This window comes from Streptomyces sp. NPDC015171 (assembly GCF_043079545.1).
Lineage (GTDB): Bacteria > Actinomycetota > Actinomycetes > Streptomycetales > Streptomycetaceae > Streptomyces.
This window is the reverse complement of the sequence record NZ_JBIBUO010000005.1, coordinates 232,397-247,947: the sequence shown is the minus strand read 5'-3', so window position 1 is coordinate 247,947 and position 15,551 is coordinate 232,397. Positions and strand designations below refer to the sequence as shown.

At 74.0% G+C, this 15,551-nt stretch carries 15 protein-coding genes; 8 read left to right on the top strand and 7 right to left on the bottom strand.

Annotated elements, in window-relative coordinates:
• Nucleotides 1-16: 16 nt before the first annotated feature.
• The gene (locus tag ACF073_RS16365; RefSeq protein ID WP_392070431.1) at nucleotides 17-1,189 is read left to right on the top strand and encodes an acetyl-CoA acetyltransferase; all 1,173 of its coding nucleotides are present in this window, start codon (nucleotides 17-19) and stop codon (nucleotides 1,187-1,189) included.
• Between the two features lie 28 nt (nucleotides 1,190-1,217).
• Nucleotides 1,218-1,886, top strand: coding sequence for a pyridoxal 5'-phosphate synthase (locus ACF073_RS16360; RefSeq protein WP_392070429.1), 669 nt, complete (start codon nucleotides 1,218-1,220; stop codon nucleotides 1,884-1,886).
• 156 nt (nucleotides 1,887-2,042) lie between these two features.
• Here the strand turns inward: ACF073_RS16360 and ACF073_RS16355 are convergent, their stop codons facing one another.
• The gene (locus ACF073_RS16355) at nucleotides 2,043-2,453 is read right to left on the bottom strand and encodes a Zn-ribbon domain-containing OB-fold protein (protein WP_392070427.1); all 411 of its coding nucleotides are present in this window, start codon (nucleotides 2,451-2,453) and stop codon (nucleotides 2,043-2,045) included.
• Nucleotides 2,453-2,902, bottom strand: coding sequence for a DoxX family membrane protein (locus ACF073_RS16350; protein WP_392070426.1), 450 nt, complete (start codon nucleotides 2,900-2,902; stop codon nucleotides 2,453-2,455). Before ACF073_RS16350 ends, ACF073_RS16355 begins: the two co-directional genes overlap by 1 nt.
• A gap of 200 nt (nucleotides 2,903-3,102) precedes the next feature.
• On the opposite strand from ACF073_RS16350, the gene ACF073_RS16345 reads away from it, so the two are divergent.
• From ACF073_RS16345 to ACF073_RS16335, 3 genes are all read left to right on the top strand, one after another.
• On the top strand, nucleotides 3,103-4,287 hold the full coding sequence (locus ACF073_RS16345; protein ID WP_392070424.1) for a flavin-containing monooxygenase: 1,185 nt from the start codon (nucleotides 3,103-3,105) through the stop codon (nucleotides 4,285-4,287).
• A gap of 134 nt (nucleotides 4,288-4,421) precedes the next feature.
• The gene (locus tag ACF073_RS16340) at nucleotides 4,422-6,641 is read left to right on the top strand and encodes an acetate--CoA ligase family protein (protein WP_392070422.1); all 2,220 of its coding nucleotides are present in this window, start codon (nucleotides 4,422-4,424) and stop codon (nucleotides 6,639-6,641) included.
• Nucleotides 6,638-7,423, top strand: coding sequence for an enoyl-CoA hydratase/isomerase family protein (locus ACF073_RS16335; RefSeq protein ID WP_392070421.1), 786 nt, complete (start codon nucleotides 6,638-6,640; stop codon nucleotides 7,421-7,423). Before ACF073_RS16340 ends, ACF073_RS16335 begins: the two co-directional genes overlap by 4 nt.
• A 64-nt stretch (nucleotides 7,424-7,487) precedes the next feature.
• Here the strand turns inward: ACF073_RS16335 and ACF073_RS16330 are convergent, their stop codons facing one another.
• The gene (locus ACF073_RS16330; protein ID WP_392070419.1) at nucleotides 7,488-8,141 is read right to left on the bottom strand and encodes a hypothetical protein; all 654 of its coding nucleotides are present in this window, start codon (nucleotides 8,139-8,141) and stop codon (nucleotides 7,488-7,490) included.
• Nucleotides 8,142-8,363: 222 nt separating this feature from the next.
• Between ACF073_RS16330 and ACF073_RS16325 the strand changes: the two genes are divergently transcribed.
• Entirely contained in the window at nucleotides 8,364-8,960 is a 597-nt protein-coding gene (locus ACF073_RS16325; RefSeq protein WP_392070417.1) for a flavin reductase family protein, read from the top strand.
• 5 nt (nucleotides 8,961-8,965) lie between these two features.
• On the opposite strand, the gene ACF073_RS16320 is transcribed toward ACF073_RS16325, so the two are convergent.
• Nucleotides 8,966-10,276: an MFS transporter gene (locus ACF073_RS16320; protein WP_392070416.1), complete on the bottom strand. Its 1,311-nt coding sequence runs from the start codon at nucleotides 10,274-10,276 to the stop codon at nucleotides 8,966-8,968.
• A 71-nt stretch (nucleotides 10,277-10,347) separates the two neighbouring features.
• Here ACF073_RS16320 and ACF073_RS16315 point away from each other — a divergent pair, with 71 nt between their 5' ends.
• Nucleotides 10,348-11,367, top strand: a complete 1,020-nt coding sequence (locus tag ACF073_RS16315) for a GlxA family transcriptional regulator (protein ID WP_392070414.1) — start codon at nucleotides 10,348-10,350, stop codon at nucleotides 11,365-11,367.
• Here the strand turns inward: ACF073_RS16315 and ACF073_RS16310 are convergent.
• Genes ACF073_RS16310 through ACF073_RS16300 form a run of 3 tightly spaced genes read right to left on the bottom strand, consistent with a single transcriptional unit; the run spans nucleotide 11,357 to nucleotide 14,506 of the window.
• Nucleotides 11,357-12,406: a Zn-dependent alcohol dehydrogenase gene (locus tag ACF073_RS16310; protein WP_392070412.1), complete on the bottom strand. Its 1,050-nt coding sequence runs from the start codon at nucleotides 12,404-12,406 to the stop codon at nucleotides 11,357-11,359. The genes ACF073_RS16315 and ACF073_RS16310 overlap by 11 nt on opposite strands.
• A complete protein-coding gene (locus tag ACF073_RS16305) occupies nucleotides 12,406-13,554 on the bottom strand; it encodes an acyl-CoA dehydrogenase family protein (RefSeq protein ID WP_392070411.1) in 1,149 nt (382 codons plus the stop codon). The genes ACF073_RS16310 and ACF073_RS16305 overlap by 1 nt, the downstream gene beginning before the upstream one ends.
• A gap of 40 nt (nucleotides 13,555-13,594) precedes the next feature.
• Nucleotides 13,595-14,506 (bottom strand): SDR family NAD(P)-dependent oxidoreductase, encoded by a 912-nt coding sequence (locus ACF073_RS16300; RefSeq protein WP_392070409.1) that lies wholly within the window; start codon nucleotides 14,504-14,506, stop codon nucleotides 13,595-13,597.
• Nucleotides 14,507-14,592: 86 nt separating this feature from the next.
• Here ACF073_RS16300 and ACF073_RS16295 point away from each other — a divergent pair, with 86 nt between their 5' ends.
• Entirely contained in the window at nucleotides 14,593-15,519 is a 927-nt protein-coding gene (locus tag ACF073_RS16295; RefSeq protein ID WP_392070408.1) for a cyclase family protein, read from the top strand.
• The last annotated feature ends 32 nt before the right edge of the window (nucleotides 15,520-15,551 follow it).

Here is a 15,551-nt window from a genome sequence, read left to right as displayed (position 1 = left end):
TGTACCGTCAGATTTCATGAGGCCAGGGAACAGGAAGGTGGCCGTGGTCGGCGTGGCCCTCTCCGACTGCGGACGCGTGGACGACGCGACGCCGTACGCCCTGCACGCCCAGGCGGCCCGCCGTGCGCTGGCGGACGCCGGGCTCGACCGCGCCCGGGTGGACGGCTTCGCCTCGGCGGGGCTCGGCACGCTGGCCCCGGTGGAGGTCGCCGAGTATCTGGGCCTGCGCCCCACCTGGGTGGACTCCACCTCGGTCGGCGGCTCCACCTGGGAGGTCATGGCGGCACACGCGGCGGACGCGATAGCGGCGGGCCATGCCGACGCCGTCCTGCTGGTGTACGGCTCGACGGCACGGGCCGACATCAGGGCGGGCCGCCGCACGGGCACCCTGTCCTTCGGCGCCCGCGGCCCGCTCCAGTTCGAGGTGCCGTACGGCCACACGCTGATCGCCAAGTACGCCATGGCGGCCCGCCGGCACATGATCGAGTACGGCACGACGATCGAGCAGCTGGCCGAGGTGGCGGTCCAGGCACGGGCGAACGCGGCGCTGAACCCGGAGGCGATGTACCGCACCCCGATGACGGCCGAGGACGTGCTGTCCGGCCCGATGATCGCCGACCCCTTCACCAAGCTGCACTGCTGTCTGCGCTCGGACGGCGGCGCCGCGGTGCTCCTCGCGGCCGAGGAGTACGTGCGGGACTGCCGTACGGCCCCCGTCTGGGTCCTCGGCACCGGCGAGCACGTCTCGCACGCCGCGATGTCCGAGTGGCCGGACTTCACGGTCTCCCCGGCGGCGGTGAGCGGCCGGCTGGCCTTCGCCCGGGCCGGGGTGACCCCGGCCGAGATCGATTTCGCCGAGATCTACGACGCCTTCACCTATATGACCCTGGTGACCCTGGAGGACCTGGGCTTCTGCGCCAAGGGCGAGGGCGGGTCGTTCGTGTCGAAGGGCCGGCTGCTGGTGCGGGGCGGTGAGCTGCCGGTGAACACCGACGGCGGCGGCCTGTCGGCCCAGCACCCGGGGATGCGGGGCCTGTTCCTGCTGGTGGAGGCGGTACGGCAGCTGCGCGGCGAGGCCGGGGAGCGGCAGGTACGGGCCCGGGACGGGGCGTTGCCGCGGCTCGGGGTCGCCTCGGGGACGGGCGGCTGGTTCTGCTCGGCCGCGACGGTGGTGCTGGGACGGGACTGAGGGCCGGGCCGGCGGTGATACTCGCCCCATGGCACAGCACGATCTTCATGACATGCTCCGGTCGCTCAGGGTCTGGGACCCCGCGGCCACTCAGCTGCGGCCCTTCGACCCGGACACCGCGCCGCCCACGCCGCTCGCCCTGTTCACCACCTGGTTCGCGGAGGCGGTGGCGGCGGGGCAGCCGGAGCCGCACACGATGTCGCTGGCGACCGCGGACGCCGAGGGGAGGCCGGACGTACGGATCGTGATGCTGCACGGCGCCGACGCGGGCGGCTTCTCCTTCGCCTCGCACTCCACCAGCCGCAAGGGCCGTGCGCTGAGCGCCCGTCCGTACGCCGCGCTGGCCTTCTACTGGCCGGTGCTGGGCCGCCAGGTGCGGCTGCGCGGCCCGGTCGCCTCGGCGCCCGCCGAGGAGAGCCAGGCCGATCTGCACGCGCGGTCCACGGGCGCGCTGGCCGCCGCGCTGACCGGGCGGCAGAGCGAGGAGCTGTCCTCGGCCGCGGAGCTGCGCCGGGCCTCGCAGGCGGCCTGGGAGCGGGCCCGGGAGAACCCCGGGGAGCCGTCGCCGACCTGGACCCTGTACCGGCTGCGCCCGACGACCGTGGAGTTCTTCCAGGGCGAGGCGGAACGGCGCCATGTGCGCCTGGAGTACCGGAGCACGGAGTTCGGCTGGAGCAAGGGACTGCTGTGGCCCTGAGCCCGGCCCCCACCCGCGCCTCCGATCACACCACCAACACCCGCCCCGACCATGACACCGGGACCACCCGGCACCCGGCCCTCCGGGCCCACGCCCAGGAGCCGCATGAACCCGTGACGCGGCCCCGCCCGACCACGTCACACGGCCGCAGGGCGGTCAGGCCGACGGCCGTGTGCGCGCCGGGGCGAACACCGGGATCCCGTCCCGGAAGGTCACCTCAAGCGGCATTCCGGCCCGCAGGGTCTCCTCCGGGCAGTCCACCAGTTCCGTCATCATCCGAGGGCCCTCGGCCAGGTCGACCACCGCGGCCAGGTAGGGGGTGCGGCCGGTGAACGGGGGCAGGTCGTTGTGGTGGACCGTGGACCAGGTGTACAGGCTGGCCCGGCCGCCGGCCTGGGCCCAGGTCACCTCCTCGCTCCAGCAGTGCGGGCAGAACTCGCGCGGGTAGTGGTGGGCCCGGCCGCAGCCCCCGCAGCGGCGGAGCAGCAGGCGGCCCCGGGCTGCCGCCTCCCAGTAGGGGCGGGTGAAGGCGTCGGGCTCCGGGACGTCGTACCGCTGGCCGTCCATCAGAACCACCCCAGCCACGCGTCGAGCGACCAGCTCTGCCAGGACATGCCGAAGAAGCCGACCAGCGAGATCAGCGCCATCATCGAGTTCTGCCCCTGCTCCGCCCAGTCGTGGATCATGAGGACGAAGTAGAGGACGTTCAGCAGCAGCCCGCCCGCCAGCGCGACCGGGGTGAGGAAGCCGAGGACCAGACCGAGGCCCAGGGAGAGTTCGGCGTAGGCGACGACGTACGCCATCAGCTTCGGGTGGGGTTTCACCACGGCGTCGAAGCCCGTCCGGACCGCCGTCCACCGGTGGTCCGCCGCCACCCCCGCCGCCCAGGCGATGCCGCTCCCGCGCTCGAACCAGGCCTTCTTGTCCTTGTGCCGCCAGCTCTCCAGCCACCACAGGCCGAGGCCGATGCGCAGCACCGCCAGCCACTGAGCGCCATCCAGCCATATCGCGTCCATGGATCTGACGGTACGTCAGATTCGCCTCCTTGCCGAGGGTCCCGGCGCCGGAGGTTCCCCGTACGAACGCGCGGCACGGCGTCGGGGGGCGCGGTTTCCCCGCCGTCGCCGCACTCTTCCCGTACACACGTGATCAATCCGCAACCAATTCCGGTCTTGACCGAGACCCATCAACCCAGGGTGTGGTTACGCTCCCGCTCATGGCCGCCTCCCGTCCCACTCCCGTACACCTCTCGCCGACCCCCGCGGACCGCCCGGTCTATGTGATCGGCGCCGGTCCGGGCGGCCTCGCCGCCGCCCACGCGCTGCGGGCGCGCGGCATACGGGCGGTGGTCCTGGAGAAGTCCGACCACGTGGGCGCCTCCTGGCGCCGGCACTACGACCGGCTGCGGCTGCACACCACCCGGCGGCTGTCCGCGCTGCCCGGCCTCGGCATGCCCCGCAGGTTCGGGCGCTGGGTGTCCCGGGACAACGTGGTGCGGTACCTGGAGAAGTACGCCGAGCACCATGAGCTGGAGATAGTCACCGGGGTGGAGGTGCACCGCGTCGAGCGGACCGGGGACGGCGCCGGGTGGCTGCTGCACGCCTCCGGCGGCCGGGAGCTGACCGGCAGCGCGGTGGTCGTCGCCACCGGCTTCAACCACACCCCGCGACTGCCCGACTGGCCGGGCCGCGAGGGGTACGAGGGCGAGCTGCTGCACGCCGGCGGCTACCGTGACGCCGCGCCGTACCGCGGCCGTGACGTGCTCGTCGTCGGGATCGGCAACACGGGCGCGGAGATCGCCGTGGACCTGGTGGAGGGCGGGGCCGCACGGGTCCGGCTGGCGGTGCGCACGGCGCCGCACATCCTGCGCCGGTCGACCCTCGGCTGGGCCGCCCAGTACACGGGGGTGCTGGTCCGGCGGCTGCCGGTGCGGCTCGTGGACCGGCTCGCCGGTCCGGTGGGGCGCCTGAGCACCCCGGACCTGTCCGCGTACGGGCTGCCGCGGCCGGACACCGGCCTGTACAGCAGGGTGCGGCAGGGCGCGATCCCGGTCCAGGACGTCGGCCTGATCGACGCCGTGCGCCGGGGCAAGGTGGAGATCACCGCCGCCGTGGAGGGGTTCGACGGCGGCGAGGTGGTACTCGCCGACGGCAGCCGGATCGAGCCCGACGCGGTGATCGCGGCGACCGGATACGTCCGGGCGCTGGAGGGGCTCGTGGGGCATCTGGGGGTGCTGGACGAGCGCGGCAGACCGGTGGCGCACGGCGGCCGGACGCCGGAGCGGGCGCCGGGCCTCTACTTCACCGGGTTCACCAACCCGATCAGCGGAATGTTCCGGGAACTGGCGATCGACGCGGGCCGGATCGCACGGGCCGTGGCCCGGTCCCTTCCCGCCCGCTAGCGCCCCGGCCGGGCGCCCCTTTCGCCACCCGGCGGTAACTTTGCCGTTCCGACCAGTTCCTGACACACCGTCAGTTCAGTAATCTGACTGAGCGTCAGTTGCAGGTGACTGTCTCAGAGGAGGCGGGCGGAACGATGCTCGGATCGACCCACGGCACCCTCACCACCGACTCCCGCCGGGCCCGGGTCATCGCCTGCGGCGAGCAGCGGCCCGGACCCGTCGTGCACGACCAGGTGGACGACCTCGACGTCAGCGGGCGTCCGCTGTACGCGGACGTACCCGACCTGACCCGGTTCTTCCGCCCCGAGTCCGTCGCCGTGATCGGCGCCTCGGACGCCGAGGGCCGGCCGAACACCGGCATCACCCGGCAGCTGCTGGACTGGGCCGGCCGGGTCGGGGCGCGGGTGCACCCGGTGCATCCCACCCGGCCCGCCGTCTTCGGGCTGCCCTGCGCGGCCTCCGTAGCCGAGCTGCCCGAACAGATCGACCTGGCCGTCCTGCTGGTGGCCGACCCGCTCCCGCTGATCGAGGAACTCGCCGAGGCGAAGGTCAGGTTCGCGGTCGCCTTCGCCTCCGGGTTCGCCGAGACCGGGGAGGCGGGCGCGGCGGCCCAGGAGCGGCTCGCCGAGGCCGTACGGCGCTCGGGGCTGCGGCTGCTCGGCCCGAACACCAACCTCAACGCCTTCGAGCGGTTCCGGGAGGACCTGTCCGGGCCGGCCATCGCGCTGATCACCCAGTCCGGGCACCAGGGCAGGCCCGTCTTCGCCCTCCAGGAACTGGGCATCCGGCTCTCGCACTGGGCGCCGACCGGCAACGAGGCCGACCTGGAGACCGCCGACTTCCTCTCCTGGTTCGCCGAGCGTCCCGAGGTCGGCGCCATCGCCTGCTATGTGGAGGGGCTCAAGGACGGCCGCGCCTTTCTGCTGGCCGCCGACCGCGCCGCCCGCCGCCGGGTGCCGGTGGTCGCGGTGAAGGTGGGCCGCACGGAGGCCGGGGCGCGTACGGCCGCCTCGCACACCGGCAAGCTCACCGGCGCCGACGACGTGGTGGACGCGGCCATGCGGCAGTACGGCGTGATCCGCGTCGACGCCCTGGACGAACTCCAGGACACCGCCGCCCTGCTGGCGCGGGCCCGCGCGCCGCTCGCGGACGGGGTGGTCGTCTACTCCATCTCCGGCGGCACGGGCGCCCATGTCGCCGATCTGGCCACCGCGGCGGGGCTCCGGCTGCCGACGCTGCCCGCGGACCGGCAGAGCGAGCTGCACCAGTGGATACCGGAGTATCTGAGCGTGGCCAACCCGGTGGACAACGGCGGCCATCCGGTCGGCGACTGGCGCGGACGCAAGATCATCGACTCGATCCTGGCCGACCCCGCGGTCGGGGTGCTGATCTGCCCGGTGACCGGCCCCTTCCCGCCGCTCAGCGACCGGCTCGTACGCGATCTGGCCGACGCCGCCGAGGAGACGGACAAGCTGGTGTGCGTGGTGTGGGGCTCACCGGCCGGGACCGAGCCCGCGTACCGGGAGGTGCTGCTCGGCTCCTCCCGGGTGGCCACCTTCCGCACGGTCGGCAACTGCCTGCGGGCGGTCCGCGCCTGGCTGGACCACCACCGCTTCGCGGACGCCTACCGCTCCCCCTTCGACGAGGCCCCCCGCACCCCCTCCCCCTCCTTCCGCAAGGCCGAGGCGCTGATGCGGCCCGGCCGGCAGCTCAGCGAGCACGCGGCCAAGCAGCTGCTGCGGGCGTACGGCATCCGGGTGCCGCGCGAACAGCTGGTGACCAGCGCCGCTGCGGCCGTCCGGGCGGCCGGGCAGGTCGGCTACCCGGTGGTGATGAAGGCGTCCGGCGCGCGGCTCGCCCACAAGACCGAGCTGGGCCTGGTGAAGGTCGGGCTGACCTCGGCGAGCCAGGTCCGGGACGCGTACCGGGAACTGACCGACATCGCCCGCTACGAGGACGTCGGTCTCGACGGCGTCCTGGTGTGCCAGATGGTCGAGCAGGGCGTGGAGATGGTGGTCGGCGTCACCCACGACGACCTGTTCGGGCCGACGGTCACGGTCGGGCTCGGCGGGGTGCTGGTGGAGGTGCTGCGCGACGCGGCGGTCCGCGTCCCGCCGTTCGGCGAGGACCAGGCCCGCGCGATGCTCACCGAACTGCGCGGCCGGGCCCTGCTGGACGGGGTCCGGGGCCGACCGCCGGCCGATGTGGAGGCGCTGGTCGAGGTGGTCCTGCGGGTCCAGCGCATGTCCCTCGAACTCGGCTCGCACATCGCGGAGCTGGACATCAACCCGCTGATGGTGCTGCCGCGGGGCCAGGGCGCGGTGGCGCTGGACGCGCTGGTGGTGTGCCGATGACGGACGTCCGGCACGAGGTCCGCGACCAGGTCTGCCATCTCACCCTCGACCGCCCCGACTCCCTGAACGCGATCACCCCCGCCATGCGCGAGCGCCTCGTCGCCCTGCTGGCACAGGCGTCGGCCGACCCGGAGATCCGGGCGGTGCTCCTCACCGGCACCGGCCGCGGCTTCTGCGCGGGAGCCGATCTGCGCTCCGCCCCGGCCGCCGGGGAGCGGACCGCCGGAGACGTGGCGCGCACCCTCAGGTCCGGCGCGCAGCGGCTGATCGCGGCCGTGCTGGACTGCGAGAAGCCGGTGCTGGCCGCCGTCAACGGCACGGCGGCGGGCCTGGGCGCGCATCTGGCCTTCGCCTGCGACCTGGTCCTGGCCGCCGACTCGGCCCGCTTCATCGAGGTGTTCGTCCGCCGCGGCCTGGTCCCGGACGCCGGCGGCGCCTACCTCCTGCCCCGGCTGATCGGGCCCCAGCGGGCGAAGGAGCTGATGTTCTTCGGCGACGCGCTGCCGGCGCCGGACGCGGAGCGCCTGGGCCTGGTCAACAGGGCGGTCCCCGACGCCGATCTGGAGAAGACGGCCCGCGCCTGGGCGATCCGGCTGGCCGGCGCCCCCACCCGCGCCCTGGCCCTGGCCAAACACCTCGTGAACGGATCCCTGGACCAGGACCGCGCCACCGCCTTCGCGGCGGAGGCCTGGGCCCAGGAGATCAACATGACGACCGAGGACGCCCGGGAGGGCCTGCGGGCGTTCGCGGAACGGCGCGGACCGGAGTTCCGGGGACGGTGAGGGCCCGTCCCCGGGCGCGGCGCGGGATCCGGAGGGCGGTGCCGCCCTCCGGGGCGCCGGTGCCCTAGCGGACGGTGATCTTGAAGACGGGCGAGTGGGTCGCGCCCGCCGCCATGCGCAGCTCGTTGGTGCCCTTGAGGCCCAGCTCGGCCCACAGGGAGTAGGCGCCGGTCCTGCCGACGGGGGCCGCTGCGGGCAGCGACTTCCAGACCCCGCGCTGCTTCTGCTGCAGGGTCACCTTGGCGCCGGCCTTGATCCCGGTCGCCTTGCCGGTGACGGTGAACTTCTGCCAGGCGCGTACCGACGGCGCCGACGCCTTGGCGGTGAGGGAGGCGGCGACCGCGGCCGGGCGCTGCTTCTGGGTGCCGAGGAACGTGCCGGTCCTGGCGTCCCAGACGGCGTACGGGGTGCCGCCGCCCTGCGTCTTGCTGTACAGCCGCTTGCCGTCGGCGCTCAGGTACAGGTAGATGCCGTCGTCGACGACCTGGCCGGGCTTGAGGGCCTTGCCGGCGTAGTAGAGCTTGCCGCCCTTGAGGAGGACGGACACCCCGGCGCCGATGTCGATGCTGACCGGCTTCGCCGCGACGCGGGCCGACACGGCGGCGGGCGAGGACTGCTGCGCCATCGCGGCGGCGGCCGGGGCAAGGAGCGCGGCGGTGACGACGGCCGAGACGCTTGCGACGCGCACGACCGAGCGGCGGCGGCGAACAGGGCTCATATCAGCGATTCCCTTCAACCTTCATGGATGCGGCCTCATGCCGGACCTTGGCCCGACGACGAGGTGATATGAAGCTATTGGGCCGATATTGCGGTTTCCGTCCGACCGTGTAACAGCGGGCCATAGACGTGATTGCAGTCACGTTCATTGAATGGCGCACATCCGGCGGGACCGGCGCCGGGCTTCCCATCTGACGCTGCGTCAGTTTCAATGGAAGGCGTGATGGGACACGCAGGGGCGGCCGCCGCCGCCGTCCGGTACTTGAGGCCGAGGTCCGTGGACCCTTTGCCGCGGCCGGAGTTGCGGTGCGTGCGACAGGACGAGCGGGCCCCGGTCGACCCGGCCGGGTTCCGCCGGGTGCTGGGCGGCTTCGCGAGCGGGGTGACCGTGGTCACCGCCCCGGCCGCCGAGGGCGAGCGGCGCCCCGCCGGGTTCGCCTGCCAGTCCTTCTCCTCCCTCTCCCTCGAACCGCCCCTCGTCTGCTTCATGGTGGCCCGTACGTCCACGACCTGGCCGCGCATCGCCCGGGCCGGCGTCTTCTGCGTCAATGTGCTCGGCGCCGGACAGGAGGCGCTGTGCCGGGCCTTCGCGGTGAGCGGCGCCGACAAGTTCGCGGGGGTGGCGTACGACGCCGCGCCCGTCTCCGGGTCGCCGCGGCTGGCCGGTGCCGCGGCCTGGATCGACTGCGCCGTCCACGCCGTGCACACCGGGGGCGACCACCTGATCGTCGTGGGACGGGTGGACGCCCTCGGGGCGGACGGGCCGCAGGAGCCGCTGCTCTTCCACCGGGGCCGGTTCGCCCGGCTCGCCGGCGGCTGAGCAGCTCAGGACACGGCGGGGATCCCGGCGGGCCGCAGGGTGCGCCGGATGACCAGGGACATGAGGGCCGCCGCCGCGCACAGCGCGCCGGCCGCGTACCAGACGAGGTCGTAGCTGCCGAAGACGTCCCGGGCGACTCCGCCGAGGTAGGCGACGAGGGCCGCGCCGACCTGGTGGGAGGCGAGCACCCAGCCGAAGACGATGGCGCTGTCCTCGCCGAACCGCTCCCGGCACAGGGCCAGGGTGGGCGGCACGGTGGCCACCCAGTCGAGGCCGTAGAAGACGATGAAGAAGAGCATCGGCGGGTGGACGGCGGGGCCCAGCAGCATCGGCAGGAAGAGCAGCGAGAGGCCGCGCAGGGCGTAGTAGACCGCGAGCAGGCGGCGCGGTTCGAAGCGGTCGGTGAACCAGCCGGAGGCGATCGTGCCGACGACGTCGAACACCCCGATCACCGCGAGCAGCGAGGCCGCCGTCGTCACCGGCATGCCGTGGTCGTGCTCGGCGGGCACGAAGTGGGTCTGCACCAGCCCGTTGGTGGAGGCGCCGCAGATCGCGAAGGTGCCGGCGAGCAGCCAGAAGGTGCCCGTGCGCACCGAGGTGGCGAGCACGGCGAGCGTGCGGCGGGCGGCGCCGGTGACGGGCGGCGGCTTGGGGACGAACTCCTCGCCGCCGTACGGCCGTACGCCCACGTCGGCCGGGTGGTCGCGCAGCAGCAGCCAGACGAAGGGGACCACGGCGAGCGCGGCCAGGGCGACCGTGACCGCGGCGGGCCGCCAGCCGTGGCCCTCGACGATCCAGGACAGCAGCGGCAGGAAGACCAGCTGGCCGGAGGCGGAGGCCGCGGTGAGGATGCCGCTGACCAGGCCGCGCCGCTCGGTGAACCAGCGGTTGGTGACCGTCGCGGCGAAGGCCAGCGCCATGGCGCCGGTGCCGAGGCCCACCAGCAGGCCCCAGCACAGCAGCAGCTGCCAGGCCGCCGTCATCCACACGGTCAGGCCGGAGCCGAGCGCGATCACGGTCAGCGCGGCGGCGACCACCCGACGGATGCCGAAGCGGTCCATCAGCGCGGCGGCGAAGGGCGCGGTGAGCCCGTAGAGCGCGAGATTGACGGAGACGGCCGCGCCGATCGTGCCCCGTGACCAGCCGAACTCCTGGTGCAGCGGGTCGAGGAAGAGGCCGGGTACGGAGCGGAAGGCCGCCGCGCCGGTGATCGTCACGAAGGCGACGGCGGCGACGGACCAGGCGCGGTGCACGCGACGGCGGCGCCGGGCGGGCGGGGCCTGGACGGGGACTGCGGCTGGACTTGTCTGGGTCACGTCACCCAGCTTCGGCTGTCGATGCACGCACATCGAGTGGCCCGGAGGACAGCGTTCGGTAGGATCGGGCCATGACGAGCGCAGCGGAGTACCGGCCGCACCGGATCGCCGTCCTCGCCCTGGACGGTCTGCTCCCCTTCGAGCTGGGCATCCCGCACCGGATCTTCGGCCGGCCCCGGGACACCCTCGGCCGGCCCCTGTACGAGGTCGTGACCTGCTCGGTGCGGCCCCCGGGACCGGTGGAGACGGACGCCGACTTCGCCATCCAGGTCGCCCACGGCCCCGAGGCGCTGGCGACGGCCGACACGGTGATCGTCCCGGCCTCGTACGAGCTGGGCCCGGTCTACGAGGAGGGCCGGCTCACCGTCGAACTCGCCGCCGCCTTCGCCCGCATCCGCCCCGGCACCCGGCTCGCCGCCATCTGCACCGGCGCCTACGTCCTCGCCGCCGCCGGCCGGCTGGACGGCCGCCCCGCGACCACGCACTGGCTGGACGCCGACCGCTTCCAGCGGCTCTTCCCGAAGATCAAGGTGGACGCCGACGTGCTGTTCATCGACGACGGGGACGTGCTGACCTCGGCCGGGGTGGCCGCCGGGATCGACCTGTGCCTGCACATGGTCCGCCGCGACTTCGGCACGGCGGTGGCCAACGACGTGGCCCGCCGCACCGTCGTACCGCCGCACCGGGACGGCGGCCAGGCCCAGTACATCGAGCGTCCGGTCCCCGACCCGCAGCTGGCCACCACCACCGCCGCCCGCGCCTGGGCGCTCGGCCGGCTGCACGAGCCGATCCAGCTGCGGGACATGGCCGCGCAGGAGGCGATGTCGGTGCGCACCTTCACCCGCCGCTTCCGCGAGGAGGCCGGCGTCAGCCCCGGCCAGTGGCTCACCCAGCAGCGGGTGGAGCGCGCCCGGCACCTGCTGGAGTGCACCGCGCTGCCGATGGACCAGGTGGCCCGGGAGTCGGGCTTCGGCACGGCCCAGTCGATGCGCCAGCACCTGCAGACCGCGCTCGGCGTCACCCCCACCGCCTACCGCCGCACCTTCCGCTCCGGCGCCGCCGCCGAGCGCCCCGCCGGCCTCAGAACGTGAGCACCGCCCGTGCCACCCGGCCCGACTCCGCGTCCTGGCGGGCCTTCTCGAAGTCCTCCACCGGGTAGACCGCCGTCGCCAGCTCGTCCAGCAGGAGGCGCCCCTGGCGGTACAGCTCGGCGTACAGGGCGATGTCCCGCTGCGGGCGGGCCGAGCCGTAGCGGCAGCCGAGGATGGACTTGTCCAGGTAGAGGGAGGAGACCAGGAAGGACGCCTCGGCGGCGGCCGGGGGCACGCCGAGCAGGATCGCCTGGCCGTGCCGGTCGAGCAGGTCGACGGCCTGGCGGATCAGCTCCACCCGCCCGACGCACTCGAAGACGTGGTCGGCGCCGGTCGGCAGGATGTCCCGGACGCCCTTCGCCGAGGTCAGGAAGTCGGTCGCGCCGAACTGCCGGGCCACCGCCTCCTTGGCGGGGTTGGCGTCCACGGCCACGACGGCCAGCGCGCCGGCGAGCCGCGCCCCCTGGAGGACGTTCAGCCCGATCCCGCCCGTGCCGATGACGACCACGCTGTCGCCGCGGTCCACCCGCGCCCGGTTCAGGGCCGCGCCGACCCCGGTGAGCACCCCGCACCCGATCAGCGCGGCAGAGGTCAGCGGGATGTCCCGGGGGATCCGCACCGCCTGCACGGCCTTGACGACCGTACGTTCCGCGAAGGCCGAGTTGGCCGCGAACTGGTGCACCGGGTCGGCGCCCCGCGTGAACGGCTTCCCCGGCCGCCCGATCGCCGACCGGCACATCGTCGGCCGGCCCCGGTCGCACTCCGCGCACGTCCCGCAGTTGGCCAGCGTGGACAGGGCGACGTGGTCGCCGGGGGCGACATGGGTGACGCCCGCGCCGACCGCCTCCACCACCCCGGCGCCCTCGTGGCCCAGCACCACCGGCACCGGGAACGGGATGGTGCCGTCCACCACCGACAGATCGCTGTGGCACAGTCCGGCCGCCGCGATCGCGACCAGCACCTCGCCCGGTCCCGGCTCCCGGACCGCCAGGTCGCCGACGACCCGGACCCGCTCGCCGTCGAACACCACACCACGCATCACACGGCCCCCTTCGGCTCTCCCGGCAGGCCGAGCACGCGCTCGGCGATGATCGTGCGCTGGATCTGGTCCGAGCCGCCGTAGACGGTGTCGGCCCGGGAGAACAGGAACAGGTGCTGGTCCGCGTCGATCTCGTACGGCGCCGCCGCGGACCAGTCCACCGGCCCCACGGCCGCCTCAGCCCCCCTGACCTGGACGGCCAGCTCGCCCAGGCGCTGGTGCCAGTTCGCCCACAGCAGCTTGGCCACGCTGGGCGTGCCCGCGTCGCCCGTTCCGCCGAGGGTGCGCAGGGCGTTCCAGCGCATGGTGCGCAGCTCGGCCCACTGCCGTACCAGCCGGGCGCGCAGCACCGGGTCCCGCACGGCTCCGTTCGCCACGGCCGCGTCGACGACCGCGGCCAGTTCCGCGGCGAACCCGATCTGCTGGGCCAGCGTCGAGACCCCGCGCTCGAACCCCAGCAGGCCCATGGCCACCCGCCAGCCGTTCCCCGCTCCCCCGACGACGTGCTCCACGCGCGCGCGTGCCCCGTCGAAGAAGACCTCGTTGAAGTCGCTCGTACCGGTCAGCTGGCGGATGGGCCGCACCTCGATCCGGCCGGGCTGGTCCATCGGCACGAGCAGGAAGCTGAGGCCGTGGTGGCGCCGGGCCTCGGGGTCGGTCCTGGCCAGCACGAAACACCAGTCCGCCTCGTGCGCGAGCGAGGTCCAGATCTTCTGCCCGCTGATCCGGTAGTGCGCGCCGTCGCGCACCGCTGACGTGCGGACACCGGCCAGGTCGGACCCGGCGTCCGGTTCGCTGTACCCCTGGCACCACAGCTCCTCCCCGGCCGCGACGGGCGGCAGGAAGCGCCTCTTCTGCTCCTCGTCGCCGTGGGCGGCGAGGGTCGGGGCGAGCAGGTTCTCGCCGATGTGCCCGGAGCGCGGGGGCGCCCCCGAGCGCACGTACTCCTCGGCCCAGACGACCTGCTGGGTGAGGGTCGCGGTCCGGTTCCCGTACCCCGGCTCCGGCCAGCCGAGGCCGATCCAGCCGGCGGCGCCCAGCGTGCGTTCCCAGGCGCGCCGGCCGGTGACCGTGCCGACGTGCCCGGCGAGCCAGGACCGGGCGTCGGCCCGGAACGCCTCGTCCTCGGGGGTGAATCCGAAGTCCACACCGGTCTCCTCTCGGTGCCGGGGCGCGTCGGACGCGCTCTCAGGCGTTCGGCCGGGACCCATCCCGTGCCGCCTCCTCCATCGCCGCCAGCCGGTCGAGCATCGGCATCGGATCCACCCCGACCGACCCCGGCAGCGACTCGGCGATCGTCTCCGGCGTCCAGCCGCCGGGGGCGTACGCGGCCCGCAGTTCCCGGGGCTGCGCCCACACCGCGATCTTCGGTCCGGCGACCGTGTACACCTGCCCGGTGACGCCCTGCGCTGCGGCCCGCTCGGACAGCAGGTACACCACCAGCGCGGCCACGTCCTCCGGCTCGCCGATCTCGGCCAGCGCCGTCGGCACGTTCGCCGACATCCGGGTACGGGCCACCGGCGCCACCGCGTTCGCGGTCACCCCGTACTTGTGCAGGCCGAGCGCGGCGCTGCGCACGAGCGAGATGATCCCGCCCTTCGCCGCGCTGTAGTTGGCCTGGGAGACGGAGCCCTGGTGGTTGCCGCTGGTGAACCCGACGAGGGTGCCCGAGCGCTGCTTGCGCATGACGGCGGCGGCGGCCCGGAACACGGTGAACGTGCCCTTCAGATGGGTGGCGACGACCGGGTCCCACTCCTCCTCGGTCATGTTGAACAGCATCCGCTCGCGCAGGATGCCGGCCACGCACACCACACCGTCGATACGGCCGTACGCCGCCAGCGCCGTGTCCACGACCCGCTGTCCGCCCGCCATGGTGGAGATGTCGTCGGCGACCGCGACGGCCTCGCCGCCCGCCGCCTCGATCTCCTTGACGACGGCCTCGGCGACCTCGCTGGTGGGCGAGGCGCCGTCCATCGCCACGCCGTAGTCGTTGACCACGACCTTCGCTCCCTCGGCCGCGGCGGCCAGCGCGACCGCCCGCCCGATCCCGCGCCCGGCACCCGTCACGGCGACGGCCTTGCCTGCCAAGAAGTTCCCCACGCCCGGCCCCTTCCCGCGGTTTCTGACGGTCCGTTAGATTCTATGGCCCGTCGGACGCGCGGACACAAGCCCCGGGGAGGCACCGGATGACACTGCCCAAGGAGTTCCACGAGATCGCCGAGCGCGTGAACAACTGGGGCCGCTGGGGGGCGGACGACGAGATCGGCACCCTGAACCTGATCACCGACGCCGTGGTGCGCGAGGCGGCGGCCGAGGTGCGCTCCGGCCGCCGCGTCCCCCTCGCCCTCCCGCTCCGGCAGGACGGCGTGCAGACGGGGATGATCCCGGGCCGGGTCGACCCGCTGCACGCGATGGTCCAGCTCAACCAGGAGCTGTTCGGCCCGGGCACGGTGGCGTGCAACGACGACGTGGTGACCATGGGGCTGCAGGCCGGCACCCACTGGGACGCGCTGCCGCACGTCTCGCACTCCGGGCGGCTCTACAACGGCCGCCCGGCGCACTCCGTCACCGCGCACGGCGGCGCCGGGTTCAGCGGCATCGACAAGGTGCGGCACCTCGTCTCGCGCGGGGTGCTGCTGGACGTGGCACGCGCCCGGGGCGTCGACCGGCTGGCGGGCGGGCACGCGGTGACGCCGGAAGACCTGGCGGCGGCGGAGGAGTTCGGCGGGGTCCGGGTCCGCTCCGGGGACGTCGTGCTCGTCCGCACCGGTCAGATGCGGGTGCTGCTGGCGGGGGACAGGCACGGGTACGGGTACCCGTCACCGGGGCTCTCGGTGCGCTGCCCGGAGTGGTTCCACGCGCGCGGGACGGCGGCGGTCGCGAACGACACGCTCACTTTTGAGATCTTTCCGCCCGAGATAGAGAATCTGTGGCTGCCGGTGCACGCCCTGCACCTGGTGGAGATGGGCATGCTCCAGGGCCAGAACTGGAATCTCGAAGAGTTGTCCACAGCCTGTGGAGAAACGGGACGGTACGCGTTCCTGCTGTCGGCGATGCCCGAGCCGTTCGTCGGCGCGACGGGAACACCGGTGGCCCCGGTGGCGATCCTCTGAAGACCCGCGGCCGAACCGCGGCCGGCGGCGCG

What these genes read in the sequence shown, in the direction of transcription:
- ACF073_RS16365 (WP_392070431.1), top strand. Translation starts at nt 17, where the DNA reads ATGAGGCCAGGGAACAGGAAGGTGGCCGTGGTCGGCGTGGCCCTCTCC.
- ACF073_RS16360 (WP_392070429.1), top strand. Translation starts at nt 1,218, where the DNA reads ATGGCACAGCACGATCTTCATGACATGCTCCGGTCGCTCAGGGTCTGG.
- ACF073_RS16355 (WP_392070427.1), bottom strand. Translation starts at nt 2,453, where the DNA reads ATGGACGGCCAGCGGTACGACGTCCCGGAGCCCGACGCCTTCACCCGC.
- ACF073_RS16350 (WP_392070426.1), bottom strand. Translation starts at nt 2,902, where the DNA reads ATGGACGCGATATGGCTGGATGGCGCTCAGTGGCTGGCGGTGCTGCGC.
- ACF073_RS16345 (WP_392070424.1), top strand. Translation starts at nt 3,103, where the DNA reads ATGGCCGCCTCCCGTCCCACTCCCGTACACCTCTCGCCGACCCCCGCG.
- ACF073_RS16340 (WP_392070422.1), top strand. Translation starts at nt 4,422, where the DNA reads ATGCTCGGATCGACCCACGGCACCCTCACCACCGACTCCCGCCGGGCC.
- ACF073_RS16335 (WP_392070421.1), top strand. Translation starts at nt 6,638, where the DNA reads ATGACGGACGTCCGGCACGAGGTCCGCGACCAGGTCTGCCATCTCACC.
- ACF073_RS16330 (WP_392070419.1), bottom strand. Translation starts at nt 8,141, where the DNA reads ATGAGCCCTGTTCGCCGCCGCCGCTCGGTCGTGCGCGTCGCAAGCGTC.
- ACF073_RS16325 (WP_392070417.1), top strand. Translation starts at nt 8,364, where the DNA reads ATGGGACACGCAGGGGCGGCCGCCGCCGCCGTCCGGTACTTGAGGCCG.
- ACF073_RS16315 (WP_392070414.1), top strand. Translation starts at nt 10,348, where the DNA reads ATGACGAGCGCAGCGGAGTACCGGCCGCACCGGATCGCCGTCCTCGCC.
- ACF073_RS16310 (WP_392070412.1), bottom strand. Translation starts at nt 12,406, where the DNA reads ATGCGTGGTGTGGTGTTCGACGGCGAGCGGGTCCGGGTCGTCGGCGAC.
- ACF073_RS16295 (WP_392070408.1), top strand. Translation starts at nt 14,593, where the DNA reads ATGACACTGCCCAAGGAGTTCCACGAGATCGCCGAGCGCGTGAACAAC.